Below are 13467 nucleotides of genomic sequence, written 5' to 3' on the forward strand. Positions count from 1 at the left end.
CCGGGCAGCGCCACGGTCGTTACGCAAGCGTAGCGGGATAAATTGTTTCCTGCTGGGTGCTTGACCCCCGGGCGCCGAAACATGACAAGCGCCGCAGCCGGGGGGCGAGCGACGCGAAAGTGATGAACATGGCAAAGCGGTGGTGGCTCCCCCTTTTCGCCCTGGCGCCCTTCCCGGCGCAGGCGGACGATCAAGAACCGCAGGATCTTTCCAGCCTTTCGATCGAGGAACTCGCGCAGATACCCGTCAGCGCCGCTTCGAAGCGCGACGAGCCGCTGAGCTCGGTTCCGAACGCGGCCTATGTCATTACCAACGACGACATTCTTCGCTCATCGGCGACATCGATCCCCGAAGTACTGCGTCAGGCTCCCAATCTCCAGGTCGAGCGCGTTAACACTACGCAATATGCGATCAGCTCACGTGGCTTCGGGGGATATGAGCCGGCGAACAAGCTGCTGGTGCTGGTTGATGGGCGCAGTGTTTATTCGACGCTTCAATCGGGCGTGTTCTGGGAACTGCGGTCGCCGTTCCTAGAGGATATCGCCCAGATCGAAGTGGTGGGCGGGCCGGGGGGAACGCTCTATGGCCCCAACGCAGTGAACGGCGTGATCAGCATCGTCTCCAAGGACGCAAGGGACGCCCAGGGCGGCATTGTACGGGGAACGATCGGCGCCAACCAGCGGACCGTGGGTGCGCGGTACGGCTTCAAGCTGGGCGAGTCCGCAGCCGTCCGCGTCTATGGCAACTGGTTCGATCGTGGCGACAGCCCGGCGGGGCGCACTCCGGACTTCAACGATTCGATCCGGGGCTGGCAGGCGGGCTTTCGCGCCGACATGGCTGGCGAGGCCAGCCATGTGACGGTTCAAGGCGACATGTTCGACAACGAGACCTTCCGTATCGCCGGGGACGGCAATCGCGGGCGCAATCTGCTAGCGCGCTGGACCGGCGACTTGAGCGACGCATCGCAATTCCGGGTTCAAGCCTATTACGACTATTTCCAGCGCCGCGAATTGCTGACCGTCGACGTGCTGGAAACCTTCGATGTGGAAACGCAGTATAATCTGACTGCGGGCGGTCACCGAATCGTCGCCGGATTTGGCCTGCGCACGACGCGCGATGAATTCATAAACAATCTGAACAATTTCCAGCTCGACCCCCCGCGAGCCCGCTTGTGGATCGGCAACGGCTTCGTGCAGGACCGCGTCGCGCTCTCGCCGCATTTTTCCGTGACGGCCGGCCTCAAGCTCGAAGGATCGACCTTTACGGGGATTCAGGTGCTGCCCAATCTTCGCCTGGCCTGGCAGCCCGGCGAAAAGACACTTCTATGGGCCTCGGTTTCGCGCGCGGTGCGCACGCCCTCGCGGATCGACCGCAACCTCACCGAGCCCGTTATCCTTGCCAAGGCGCCCGCCTTCGCATCGGAAAAGCTGATTGCGTTCGAGGCCGGCTATCGCGGCCAGCCCGGGCCTGCCACCGCGCTGTCGGTTTCGGTATTCTACAATCACTATGTCGATCTGCGCAGCGCCAGGTTCATCGGCAACCCCCTGCCCCTCCAGCTCGCCAACGACCTTCGCGGGAAAACGATAGGAATCGAGGCGCAGATCACGCAGCAGGTGACGCCCTGGTGGCGCCTCACCGGCAGTGCATTGTGGCTGCACAAGGAATTCGAATTGCGCCCGGGCCAGGCCGACCTGACCGGCCGCGCCTCGCTGGGCCAAGACCCGGATTATCAATTCTCGCTGCGCTCCCAGATGACGCTGCCGCACGGCATTCTCTTCGACGCCGGGTTGCGAGCGATCGATGGCCTCGATACCCCCCAGCTCGACGGCTATGTCGAGGCGGACGCCCGACTCGCGGTCAGGCTGAGTGACAAGGTGGAGCTGTTCGTCGCAGGCGAAAACCTGCTTCACGATTCGCATCTTGAAAGCAACGATGCGCAGCGCTCCCAACGGATCGAGCGCAGCGTCTGGGCCGGAACGCGGCTGCGATTCTGATGCGAGCATGGCTCCTCCGGCCGGCATTGTGCGCCGTGGCGGCAGCGTTTGCGCTGTCCGCCGCGCCCGCGCATGCGCAGGCGAGCGAGGATGCAGTCAAGGCGGCGTTTCTGCCCAAGTTCGCGCGCTATATGGAGCTGCCTTCTGCCGCGCGGCCAGCACCAGGACAGCCCTTCTATCTTTGCCTGATCGGCCGCGATCCCTTCCGCGCGCTGGTAGATCGCTCGGCGGGAAGCGAGACGATCGAGGGGCATCCCGTGGCCGTGCGCCGCTTCGCCAATACCGACAATGCGGCGGTTGCAGGGTGCAACATCGCGTTCGTATCCGGAGCGAAAGACGCGGCGACGCTTCAGATGCTCGCGGTACTGGGGCGCCAGTCGACCCTTACGGTTACCGATGCGCGCTGGGGCAACGCGCGCGGAATGATTCATTTCGCGATCGTTGACGGACGGGTACGCTTCTACGTGGATCAGGCAAGCGCATCCGCGCGCGGCATTTCGATCAGCTCGCGGCTGCTCGCGCTCGCAGTGGGCGTGAAGCAATGAACGGCAATCTCGTGGCGAGGGTCGCCGCCTGGCTGCGCAACCTGCCCGCCGCTTTGGCCGCGGGGATCGTGGCATTGGTGATCCTGGCCGCGGCCACCGCGATCATCGTCCAGAGCGAATCGAGCTATCAGCAGCAGAAAAGCGAGGAAACGCGCGTTCAGGGCGAGATTCTCGCCGCCAGTATCGTCGCGGCGCTCGATTTCGGCGATTCCGTCGCAGCACAAGAGGCCGCCGAGGCGATGCGAGTCAATCGCCAGATACGCGGCGTCGCGATCTACGATCGGGCCGGCTCGCGGGTGGCCGGCTATCGGCGGGACGGGCAGCCGCAGAAGCCGACGCTGGCTGAGTCGCGCGCGACGGCGACTCCTGGCCTGGTCGCCGAGGCGCCGGTCGTCAGCGGCGGCAAGCAGATCGGCGTCGTCCGCCTCGTAATCGATCGGCAGCCCATCGATACGCGGATCGGCCGTTATGCGCTTATCGGGCTCCTCGTTCTCATGGCGGCGGTCTTCGTGATCGTGCTCGGGATCGCGCAATCGATGCTCCGCCGCGCAAATCTCGAGCTGGAAGCGCGCGCGGCGACGCTTGCCGAGACCAATGCCGAGCTGACTCACCAGATCGCCGAGCGCGCCAAGGCCGAGGACCAACTGCGCCAAGCGCAGAAGATGCAGGCGCTGGGCCAGCTCACCGGCGGCATCGCACACGACTTCAATAATTTGCTGACCGTGATCCAGGGTTCGGCGGACATGCTCCAGCGCCCCGGCCTGGCGGAGGACCGGCGCAAGCGTTTCGCCGACGCCATCGTCCAGGCCGCCGCCCGCGCGGCCGCGCTCACCGGCCAATTGCTCGCCTTCGCCCGCCGCCAGCCGCTCCAGCCCGAAGTGATCGACGTCAATGCGATGATCTCCGGCATGATCGAGCTGCTCGACCGTGCGCTTGGCGAGCGCGTTAAGGTCGAGACTGACCTCGCGGAAGGCGTGTGCACCGTGGAGGCGGACCGCGCCCAGCTCGTTTCCGCCGTGCTCAACATCGCAGTCAACGGACGCGACGCGATGCCCGATGGCGGTACACTGAAGATCGCCACCGCAGTGCACGAGGGTGAAAATGGCCCGATGATCGCGGTTTGCGTGCACGACGAAGGCTTAGGCATGGATGCCGCGACCATCGAACGCGCGATGGAGCCTTTCTTCACCACCAAGGCCGCTGGCAAGGGTACGGGCCTCGGCCTGAGCCAGGTCTATGGCTTCGCGACTCAATCGGGGGGTGACCTGCATATCCACAGCGAACCGGGCGAAGGCACTCGCGTGACGATCCTGCTGCCTTGTTCCGGGCTGGAGCTTACGCCCGCGGCAGCCACGGAGACGAGCAGCCGCAGGGGCTTGACCGGAAACGTGCTCTTGGTCGAGGATAACGAGGAAGTCGGCGAGTTCGCCGAGGCGCTGTTGCGCGAACTGGGCCACCAGGTCACCCGCGCGCGATCGGGAGCCGAGGCACTGGAGATAGCCGCCGTCGCGCGCTTCGATGTGGTGCTGACCGATGTAGTGATGCCGTCAATGAGCGGGATCGAACTGGCCGACACGCTAGATCGGCTCTATCCCGGCACGCCGATCGTGCTGACTACCGGCTATAGCGATGAGATTGCGCGATCCGGCGCGGGTGGCCGCCCGGTGCTACTCAAGCCCTATCGGCTGGAAGCGCTGGCATCGGTGCTCGAGGATATGCTGGCCGCCAAGCCCCATGCTATTTCGTAATGACCGCCGCGACCAGCGCGATGCGATCGACCCGCGCATACGCCTCATTCTCAAGCTCCTCGCCGAAAACGTCCGGGTCGATCTCGCGGTAGCGCAACTCGCCTCCCAGGCCTTCAAGGGCCTCGCGCAGCCCGTCGCGCCCGCTCACGATCGCGCTTCCCGTGTACAGGATGAACCGCCCGCCGGGCAATAGCCGCGCCAACGCCATCCGCGCCATGTCGAGCGACACCTGCCCGCCCAGCATCCCGCCTCCGTTGCGATATGCGCGATCCGACTTGTCGATGATGTAGGGCGGATTGGCCAGCACCACGTCCACCGATCCCTCGACGCCGCTCAGATCGTCGCCAAGCACGCCGCGCACCGTCAGGCCCGCCGCCTCTGCATTGATCGCCGCGAGCTGGAGCGCCTTCGGGTTGATATCGGTCATCGTCAGCCGGGCCTGCGGGCAAAGGCCGCCCGCGACGATCGCACCCACCCCAGCGCCAGTGCCGATATCGACGATATGGCCGGAGGCTTCGCCTAACTCGGCCTGGATCAGGCTGGCGAAGCGATAACTGTCGGGGCCGAAGAACACTGCGTCCTCGGCCTTGGTCGGGTAGGCCGAGTGGAGATACAGCCGCTCGCCCAGAGAAGAGACGCGAACGTTCGAGCGCCAGCCGCCTCCCGCCGGCTCGAGCACTTCCGCTGCGCCGAGAAGCTCAAGGACTTCACCGTCGAGCAAATCCCGCGCGAAGGGCAGGCTCCAGCCCAGCGCATCCTCCAGCGACCGCGCTTCCCGCCGGTCAGGCCGGGCGATCACGCGGGCATGCGTCGCCGGCGTCGGCGTTACGAAGCGATAGCCCCGCGCGGCGAGCATGCGAAGAAGCGCGAGCAGCGCGGCGTCCGGCTGGGTCATCGCCCGATGCCAGACATTAAAAAGCCCGCCAGGTCAAAACCTGGGCGGGCTTTTTGAATGGTGGGCGTGGCAAGGATTGAACTTGCGACCCCTGCGATGTCAACACAGTGCTCTACCACTGAGCTACACGCCCCCAATGGATGGTCGCCTCTAGCGGGGCTTGCTGGCGCGTGCAAGCGCCGCGGGAGCCTTTTAGTTCAGGCTGGCATTCTCGGCTTCGAACAGCCGATCGACCTCGAGAACGAGGTCGCGCAAGTGGAAGGGCTTGGAGAGAATTCGCGCCTGGGGCACTTGCTTGCCCGCCTTGAGCGTAACCGCGGCGAAGCCGGTGATGAACATCACGCGCATGTCCGGCGCGATCTCGCTAGCCTTTTGCGCGAGCTCGATCCCGTCCATTTCAGGCATCACGATATCGGTGAGCAACAGGTCGAATTGCTCGTTTTCCAGCAGGGGAATAGCTTCGGTTCCGCGATCGACTGCGCTGACCGCATAGCCCGATCGTTCAAGCGCGCGGGTCAGATATTCCCGCATCACTCGGTCGTCCTCGGCCAGCAGAATACGGATCATCTTTTCCCACCCCCGGTCACTCGGGCGGCATTCTATGCTCCAAGCCCTTAAGAATTTCCAGCATATGCACGCCGCGCATTGCCGCGCGGGGATGCGAACTCTAGGCTCGGCGCGTGCCCGCTTCCCCCCCGTACCAGCGCCATGGCCCCGCCGAGCCCCTGAGCCCCGTCGTGCTTTCGGTTCCCCATGCCGGGCGCGATTATCCGCTGCCGCTGCGGGCCGCGCTGCAGGTGCCGCTCAGCGCCATCCGGGGGCTGGAGGACCGGCATGCGGATGCGCTCGCGCTGGGGGCGCTGGGCCAAGAAACTCTGTTCGTCGCCGAACGGCCGCGCGCCTGGATCGACCTGAACCGCAGCGAGGAAGAGCGCGACCCCCGCCTCGACGACGGCGCGCGATCGGGCGGCCCCCCGCTTTCCGCCAAGCTGCGCAGCGGACTGGGGCTGGTGCCGCGGCGCGTGGGCAATTCGGGCGATATCTGGTCGCGCAGGCTTTCCGCCGAGGAAGTCGCGATGCGGATACGCAGCGATCACCGCCCCTATCATGCGGCGCTCGCCGCTGCCCTGGCGTCCGCGCGGGCCCGTTTCGGAGTCGCAGTCCTGCTCGACTTGCATTCGATGCCCCCGCTTGGAAATCCGGTGACCAGTCCAAGGCTGGTGCTCGGGGACCGGTTCGGCAAATCGTGCGCGGCGCGCTTCATTGGCCGCATCGAAGGTGTAGCCCGTGCGCACGGTGTCGCCAGCGCGTCGAACGCTCCCTATTCGGGCGGGCATATCCTGGAGCGGCATGGCGATCCGCGGCGCGGCGTCCACGCGATCCAGCTCGAATTCGATCGGTCGCTCTATCTCGATGCGGCGCTCGACATGCCGGGGCCGGGATTGAAGCGCACGGTGGCGATGCTGCGCGCAATCATCGATGCGCTGGCCGACGAGGCGCTGCCCGCCGCCCTCGCCGCTGAATGAAGGCACATAAAAAACCACCTCGCGGTTTCCCGCGAGGTGGCCAAGGTTCAGGGAGGTACACGCCCGAAGGCGTGCTGCACTGCTTCGCGAAAGGGGGAAACACGAAGCCGTACAAGGACAAATATAGCTGAGAGCCCAGATAGTTCAAGTGGCTGCGGGCGGCCGTGCCCGCTGCGCGATCAACCGTTCACCAGCCTAGGTCCAGGAGGGCAAAGCGGCGGTAACACAGTGAAGGGGACCGCCGCGCCCCGGCTGGATTACGCTACCGGCGGCACCAGCTGCGGCTGGGGCATCTTGCCCAGCGCAACCTGCTTGGCGAAGATTTCGCGCATTAGCTGGAGCGAGAAGAGGTGCGCATAGACGAGCGGCAGCATGCCGTTCTGGACGACCTTGCGAAGCTGGTCGCCGCGCAGCTCGGTGAGCTTCTTTTCATCGACCATCATGAAGCCGCGATAGATGAAGGGTTGCTCGGCGCCCTCGGGCTGGATCGAAGTCTCGCCGTCGGTCAGCAGGTCGAGCTCCTTGAGGTCCTTCATGAACATCGCGGTGCGCTGGCCCGCCTGCTCGAATTGCTCGTTGAACTGCAGGATGTCCTTGGTCAGCTGGCTCGGCTCGCCATTTTCGAACAACGCCTGGCCGTCCTCGAACTTGCCGACTGTATCGGCAGTCGGGTCGAAGCAGAGCGAGAGCTCGTCCGTGTCCGGCCGCAGCTTGGCGAGCAAATAGGGATAGCGGCGGATATAGGCTGGTACGTAGAAATTGCCGTCGTGCAGCCCGCCTTCTTCGTTCACGAATACGTTGACGCCCTCATTCAGCCCCATCAGCGCCAGCGGCACGGGTTCTTCGCCCGCCGAGAACACGATCGGCATGAAGCGCTGAACCAGCGGGAATTCCTCGACCGTGACGGGAACGGCGTGCTGGTTGACAAGGAACGGCGCCTTGTCCGCCGCGCGGACGCTGAAATCGGCATGGGTCTGGCTCGAAAGCGGCTCAAGCTGATTGTAGAATAACGGAAGCTGCTGCTGTGGCGCGGTCGCCATCATACTCTCCTGAAACAAAAAGCGAAAAAATCTGCAAATGATGTGGAATGCGTCGCGTCGTCTATGGCGTGGGAGCCTCGGGCGCAAGCGCCACGAGCTTCCCCGGATTGAGAATGCCCCGCGGGTCCAATGCTGCCTTGATTGCCCTCAGCGTGGCAATCCGGCTTGGGGGACCCAGCCGTTCCAGTTCGGCACGCTTCATCTGGCCGATCCCATGCTCGGCCGATATCGATCCGCCCGCGGCGACGACCATGTCATGCACCATCCGCGTGATCGGTTGCGCCTGGGTGGCATAGAAGATGTCGGGATCGGCTCCCTTCGGCGCGGCGACGTGGAAATGAACGTTGCCGTCGCCCAGATGCCCGAAGGCGATCGCGCGGGTTCCGGGGAAGCGCGCCTCCGCCTGTGCGGCTCCATCGACCATGAAGCGCGGCATGGCGTCCACCGGCACGGAGATGTCGTGCTGCACGGCAGGGCCCGCCGCGCGTTCGGATTCGGAAATCGAGTGGCGAATTTTCCAGAACGCTTCAGCCTGCGCCTCGCTGGCGGCGATCACCGCGTCGCCGATCAGTTGGGATTCGAGCGCGGGCGCAAGCAGCCGCTCGAGCAGCGCGGCGGGCGGCTCTGCCGCGGAATCGGTGGCCACGGCTTCGATCAGCACGTGCCAGGCGTGGCGTACGGCAAGCGGTGCGCGCGTGCCGGGCACATGGCCGAGCACAAGGTCGAGAACGTCGGATGGCAATATCTCGAAGCTCTCGATCGCATCGGTCTTCGCTTCGATCGCGCGAAGCAGGGCCAGTGCCTTGGCGGGGGTTTCCAGCCCCACCCAGGCGACCGCGCGCGCGGCGAGCGCGGGCACCAGGCGCAACGTAGCCGCGGTGACGATCCCCAGCGTTCCTTCGGCGCCGATCAGCAATTGAGTCAGATCATAGCCGCGATTGTCCTTCTTAAGCGCTGCCAGTCCATCATGCACCGATCCATCGGGCAGCACCGCCTCCACGCCCGCCACCAGGCTTCGCATCGTGCCGAAGCGCAGGACCTGGGTTCCGCCCGCATTGGTCGATACCAGGCCGCCGATCGTGGCGCTGCCGCGCGCGCCCAGATCCATCGGGAAGCGCCGCCCCGCGCTTTCGGCCGCGTCGCGCAGATTGGCGAGGATCACGCCGGCTTCGGCGACGGCAAGGTTCGCCTCCGCGCTGATCGAGCGGATGCGGTTCATCCGCCTGAGTGACAGCAAAAGCGCCGATCCATCCTCGGGCGGAGTAGCCCCGCCAACCATCCCCGTATTGCCCCCTTGGGGAACCAGCGCGACGCGAGCTTCATTGGCAAGCGTTACCATCGCCGCCACTTCGTCGCGAGACGCTGGCATCAGCATCGCGGGCGCCGCGCCGTGATAGCGATCGCGCCAATCGCTCAGCCATGGAGAGATCGTTTCAGCATCTTCCGTGACCGCCCTGTCGCCGAAGCGCTGGCGGATTGTTTCCACGATCTGGGCTTGCGCGGGCGACATGACGGCGGCAGGTAGCACGGCGCAGGGGGCAATTCACGCCTCAGTTCATCCACTGTTCAAGACTTTGCCCTAGAAGCAGAAGCCGACATGCTGAACACGCCGTTTTCCCCAGCCGCATTGCTGCTGTTTCTTGTCGCGCCCGGGGCCGGGACGCAGGCGCCGGACTGGGAGCGCGCGATCGAGCTGTTTCAGCAGCATATCACCGTACACGTCCCCCGCGTCACGATGACGACAACCATCATCATGCGATCGCCGGTGCCGGTCCCAATGGTCGAGAAGAAGGCCGAGGATTGCGTCAAGATCGAGCGGATTACGGGCTTCTCGGTCAACCGCACCGACAGCGTCGATCTGCTGCTGAACGACGGCAAGCTGTTGCGCGCCAAGCTGGGCGACGATTGCCCCGCTTTGGGCTTCTATTCGGGCTTTTACGTCAAGCCGACTGCCGACAAGAAGATCTGCGCGGGGCGCGATGCCTTCCGCTCGCGTTCGGGGCGCTCCTGCGGCGTCCAGGCGTTTCGCAGCCTGACCCCGGCACGCTAACGCCCGTTTCCCTTGACATTCCGGGGCAAATCCGCAAGCGCGTGCAGGCTTGGCGGCAAGCGCCTCCTATGCCCATTTTCCGGACAAATTCATGAGCTTTGCCGATCTCGGCCTTTCCGACGAACTTCTGCGCGCAGTCAATGACTCCGGCTATACCGAGCCGACTCCGATCCAGCGCCAGGCGATCCCTTCCGTGCTGATGGGCAAGGATCTGATCGGTATCGCCCAGACGGGGACCGGCAAGACCGCGGCCTTCGTGCTGCCGATGATCGACATTCTGGGCGAGGGCCGCACCCGCGCGCTGATGCCGCGCTCGCTGATCCTGGAGCCGACGCGCGAACTCGCCGCGCAGGTCGCGGAGAATTTCGACAAATACGGCGTCAATCACAAGCTCTCGATGGCGCTGCTGATCGGCGGCGTGCAGATGGGCGACCAGGTCAAGGCGCTGCAATCGGGCGTCGATGTGCTGATCGCCACGCCGGGCCGGCTGATGGACCTGTTCCAGCGCGGCAAGATCCTGCTCACCGGGTGCAGCCTGCTTGTGATCGATGAGGCCGATCGGATGCTCGACATGGGGTTCATCCCCGATATCGAGGAAATCTGCACCAAGCTGCCCAAGCAGCGCCAGACGCTCTTGTTCTCCGCGACGATGCCGCCGGTGATCAAGAAGCTGGCGGACAAGTTCCTGACCGATCCCAAGCGCGTCGAAGTCGCGCGGCCGGCCACCGCCAATATCAACATCAAGCAATGGGTGGTGCCCGTCGCCGCTTCGGACAAGCGCGGTGTGCTGCGCGATCTGCTGCGCACCGAGGCGGTCCACACCGCGATCATCTTCTGCAACCGCAAGACGATGGTCCGCGATCTGAACAAGAGTCTGCAGAAGAGCGGCTTCCGCTCGACCGAAATCCATGGCGACATGGAACAGTCGCAACGCATCGCCGAGCTCGAGCGCTTCAAGAAGGGCGACGTCAACATCCTGGTCGCCTCCGACGTCGCAGCGCGCGGGCTGGACATCAAGGGCGTCAGCCACGTCTTCAACTTCGATGCACCCTGGCATCCGGATGACTATGTCCACCGCATCGGCCGCACCGGCCGCGCGGGCGCGACGGGGATCGCCTATACGTTGGTGACCCCTGACGACGCAGAGAACATCTCGGAAATCGAGAAGCTGACCGGCATGAAGATCGAGCGTGTCGGCACGCCTGCCAAGGCCGAGGCAGATGGCGAAGCACCCCGCGAGGAGACCCCGAGGCGGGGAGGCGGGCGTGGCAAGCCTGTCGCCAAGTCACCGGCTGAGGGGGCTCCCTTAGTCGAAGCGCCCGAGGCGGAAGCTCGCCCTGCCCGCGAGCCACGCCAACCGCGCGAGGCGCGTGCTCCCCGTGAGGAGCGCCCCGCCCGCGAAGAGCGCCCGGCGCGTGAAGCGAGGCCCGAGCGCGATGCCCGTCCGCCCCGCGGCGACGCGCGCCGCGAAGAGCCGCGCCGCCGCCAGCCCGCCGATGACGGCCCCGACGATGGCTGGAACGGCCCCGTCCCCGATTTCCTGAATTTCACGCTGGGCGAATGATGCGCCGCTTCGGCTGGCTGGTCGCTCTCGCGGCGCTTGCGCTGCCGAGCATCGCCGCCGCGCAGAGTGCCGCGCCGCGCCTGGCCGCGCGTACGATCGACCGGCTCCCGAAACCGCTGCCCGCCCCTTATGATGCCGCCGCCGATGCGCGCGCCGATATCGCCGCCGCCGTGAAGCGCGCCCGGGCCAGCCGGAGGCCACTGCTGATCGATTTCGGCGCGAATTGGTGCGTCGATTGCCGCATTTTCGTCGGCGTCCTCGAACTGCCCGAGATGCGCGGCTGGGTGGCGCGAAACTTCGAACTGGTCCAGGTCGATGTCGGCCGCTTCGATCGCAATCTCGACATAGCGGCGCGCTATGGCATCAAGGAACTGGCCGCGGTCCCAGCGGTATTTGTGGTCGATGCCAAGTCGGGCAAGCTGCTCAACCCTCGCGAGGTATTCGCCCTCGGCGAGGCCGGGCTCATGCAGCCCCAGACCATGGCCGACTGGCTGGCCAGATGGGCGCGGCCCGCCCGCTAGGCGGGAGCCGGCGCCAGCGCGTTATCGATATCGTTCGCGCGGTTATACGCCTCGCGCGCGGTCAACCGATCCCAATACGCCTTGAACGCATCGCGCCGCGGAAGCGTCCCGAACTGGGTGCCCCAGCCGATCGCGGAGCCGACATAGACGTCGGCTGCGGTAAAGCGGTCGCCCGCGATATAATCGTGCGCCTTCACCGCCTGTTCGAGCACATCCACGGCCTGCTCGTAATTCCCGTAGCCGAACATCCGCCCCTGCTCGGGCGTCGGCACGAACTTAGCGAAATTGTTCGTAACCGCATGCTCGATCGGGCCCGCCGCGAAGAACAGCCAGCGATAATAGTCCGCGCGTTCGGCATCCGTTGGCGCAAGCCCCGCTTCGGGAAACGCATCCGCCAGATAGGCGCAGATCGCCGCCCCCTCTGTCACCACCTTGCCATTGTGGACGATCGCCGGGACCTTCCCCATCGGGTTGATCGACAAATAAGGCTCGGCCTTCATCGTTGAGGCATAATCGAGGACGACCGTGTCATAGGCCGCGCCAGTCTCTTCCAGCATCCACCGCGCGATGCGGCCACGCGACTGCGGATTGGTGTAGAAGGTCAAATCGGCGGCCATGTCACTCTCCCTCGACTCATTGCGGCATCGGAACAAATAGCGAACACCGTCGCGTCGCGCAAGCGTCAGGCGAGCAACTTCTTGAACAAAGCCAGCAATCGCTCCCACGCGCGATCGGCCTGGACCTGGTTGTAGACCTGGCTGTCGGGCGGGCACCAGCCGTGCATCGCGCCGGCATAGACTTCGATCTCGGCCGGGCGCTTGGCCGCGTCGAAGGCCACTCGCAATTTGTCCTTGTCGGTCGGCGCACGGGCATCGTCGTTTTCAGCGATGGCGATCAGGAAGCTCGCCTTCATGGACGGAATCAGCGCCAGCATCGGATCGGTGGCAAGCCCGCCGCCGTGGAAGCTGGCCCCGGCGCGGACGCGCGACGGGACGGCGGCGGCAGTTTGCATCACCAGCGGCCCGCCCATGCAATAGCCGGTCGTGCCGATGCCGCGCTTCTTGTTCACTTCGGGCTGTTTGTCGATGAAGGCGACGAACGCCACCGCATCACGCGCCGCGGCCTTCGGCGTGAGCAGCTTGCGCGCCTCGCCCGCCTGGCCACGGACAACGTCGCGATCGCCAGCTGCCTGCAGGTCCGGCGCCTTTATCGTGCGGTAAAAGGGATTTACCGTGAGCACGGCATAGCCGGACATGGCGAGCCGCTCGGCCATCTGGCGGAAGGCGGGGCGCAGGCCATAGATATCGGGCCAGACGAGCACGGCGGCGTGCTTCCCCTTCGCCGGCGCGACGAAATAGGCGTCGCAGACCCCATCGGGGGTAGTGATGGAAACGTCGCGCCCCTTTACCGCCAGGGCATTGGCGGGAACCGGAAGCATCAATGCTAGGCCCGCAATGGTCGCTCCGGCAGCGAAATCGCGGCGAGACATCCCATTCTGGATGCCGCGATTGTCGGCGTCTGTCAGATCGTCACACATCAAAAGGCTCCCGAATCGCCCCCCGGCGATATCGGAAGCCTAATTGA

At 65.3% G+C, this 13467-nt stretch carries 13 protein-coding genes and 1 tRNA gene; 7 read left to right on the forward strand and 7 right to left on the reverse strand.

Annotation, left to right across the window (positions count from 1 at the left end):
• The first annotated feature begins 122 nt into the window (after window positions 1-122).
• The 3 genes from VF617_RS09980 to VF617_RS09990 are packed head-to-tail and all read left to right on the forward strand — an operon-like array spanning window position 123 to window position 4287.
• Window positions 123-1994 (forward strand): TonB-dependent receptor plug domain-containing protein, encoded by a 1872-nt coding sequence (locus VF617_RS09980; protein ID WP_331014732.1) that lies wholly within the window; start codon window positions 123-125, stop codon window positions 1992-1994.
• Window positions 1994-2539 carry a YfiR family protein gene (locus VF617_RS09985; RefSeq protein WP_331014733.1) on the forward strand — a complete coding sequence of 182 codons (546 nt, stop codon included), beginning with the start codon at window positions 1994-1996 and terminating at the stop codon, window positions 2537-2539. Before VF617_RS09980 ends, VF617_RS09985 begins: the two co-directional genes overlap by 1 nt.
• Complete coding sequence (locus VF617_RS09990; protein WP_331014734.1) at window positions 2536-4287, forward strand: response regulator; 1752 nt, start codon at window positions 2536-2538, stop codon at window positions 4285-4287. The genes VF617_RS09985 and VF617_RS09990 overlap by 4 nt, the downstream gene beginning before the upstream one ends.
• Here the strand turns inward: VF617_RS09990 and VF617_RS09995 are convergent.
• The 3 genes from VF617_RS09995 to cpdR all read right to left on the reverse strand — a co-directional run bounded on the left by VF617_RS09995 (window position 4277) and on the right by cpdR (window position 5749).
• A complete protein-coding gene (locus VF617_RS09995; protein ID WP_331014735.1) occupies window positions 4277-5182 on the reverse strand; it encodes a class I SAM-dependent methyltransferase in 906 nt (301 codons plus the stop codon). The genes VF617_RS09990 and VF617_RS09995 overlap by 11 nt on opposite strands.
• A 58-nt stretch (window positions 5183-5240) precedes the next feature.
• Window positions 5241-5315, reverse strand: a tRNA-Val gene (locus VF617_RS10000).
• 59 nt (window positions 5316-5374) lie between these two features.
• The gene (gene cpdR / locus VF617_RS10005) at window positions 5375-5749 is read right to left on the reverse strand and encodes a cell cycle two-component system response regulator CpdR (protein ID WP_331014736.1); all 375 of its coding nucleotides are present in this window, start codon (window positions 5747-5749) and stop codon (window positions 5375-5377) included.
• Between the two features lie 113 nt (window positions 5750-5862).
• Here cpdR and VF617_RS10010 point away from each other — a divergent pair, with 113 nt between their 5' ends.
• Window positions 5863-6708 (forward strand): N-formylglutamate amidohydrolase, encoded by an 846-nt coding sequence (locus tag VF617_RS10010; protein WP_331014737.1) that lies wholly within the window; start codon window positions 5863-5865, stop codon window positions 6706-6708.
• Window positions 6709-6965: 257 nt separating this feature from the next.
• Here the strand turns inward: VF617_RS10010 and VF617_RS10015 are convergent, their stop codons facing one another.
• Window positions 6966-7748 carry a SapC family protein gene (locus VF617_RS10015; protein ID WP_331014738.1) on the reverse strand — a complete coding sequence of 261 codons (783 nt, stop codon included), beginning with the start codon at window positions 7746-7748 and terminating at the stop codon, window positions 6966-6968.
• Between the two features lie 61 nt (window positions 7749-7809).
• The gene (locus VF617_RS10020) at window positions 7810-9258 is read right to left on the reverse strand and encodes an FAD-binding oxidoreductase (protein WP_331014739.1); all 1449 of its coding nucleotides are present in this window, start codon (window positions 9256-9258) and stop codon (window positions 7810-7812) included.
• A gap of 87 nt (window positions 9259-9345) precedes the next feature.
• Here VF617_RS10020 and VF617_RS10025 point away from each other — a divergent pair, with 87 nt between their 5' ends.
• The 3 genes from VF617_RS10025 to VF617_RS10035 all read left to right on the forward strand — a co-directional run bounded on the left by VF617_RS10025 (window position 9346) and on the right by VF617_RS10035 (window position 11883).
• Window positions 9346-9798 (forward strand): hypothetical protein, encoded by a 453-nt coding sequence (locus VF617_RS10025; RefSeq protein WP_331014740.1) that lies wholly within the window; start codon window positions 9346-9348, stop codon window positions 9796-9798.
• Between the two features lie 91 nt (window positions 9799-9889).
• Window positions 9890-11362 (forward strand): DEAD/DEAH box helicase, encoded by a 1473-nt coding sequence (locus VF617_RS10030; protein WP_331014848.1) that lies wholly within the window; start codon window positions 9890-9892, stop codon window positions 11360-11362.
• On the forward strand, window positions 11359-11883 hold the full coding sequence (locus VF617_RS10035; protein ID WP_331014741.1) for a thioredoxin family protein: 525 nt from the start codon (window positions 11359-11361) through the stop codon (window positions 11881-11883). Before VF617_RS10030 ends, VF617_RS10035 begins: the two co-directional genes overlap by 4 nt.
• On the opposite strand, the gene VF617_RS10040 is transcribed toward VF617_RS10035, so the two are convergent.
• Both VF617_RS10040 and VF617_RS10045 read right to left on the reverse strand, forming a co-directional pair.
• Complete coding sequence (locus VF617_RS10040; protein ID WP_331014742.1) at window positions 11880-12500, reverse strand: glutathione S-transferase family protein; 621 nt, start codon at window positions 12498-12500, stop codon at window positions 11880-11882. The two genes, VF617_RS10035 and VF617_RS10040, sit on opposite strands and share 4 nt — an antisense overlap.
• A 65-nt stretch (window positions 12501-12565) precedes the next feature.
• Window positions 12566-13420, reverse strand: coding sequence for a dienelactone hydrolase family protein (locus tag VF617_RS10045; protein WP_331014743.1), 855 nt, complete (start codon window positions 13418-13420; stop codon window positions 12566-12568).
• Window positions 13421-13467: the final 47 nt, after the last annotated feature.

It is taken from the genome of Sphingomonas sp. (assembly GCF_036388215.1).
Lineage (GTDB): Bacteria > Pseudomonadota > Alphaproteobacteria > Sphingomonadales > Sphingomonadaceae > Sphingomonas.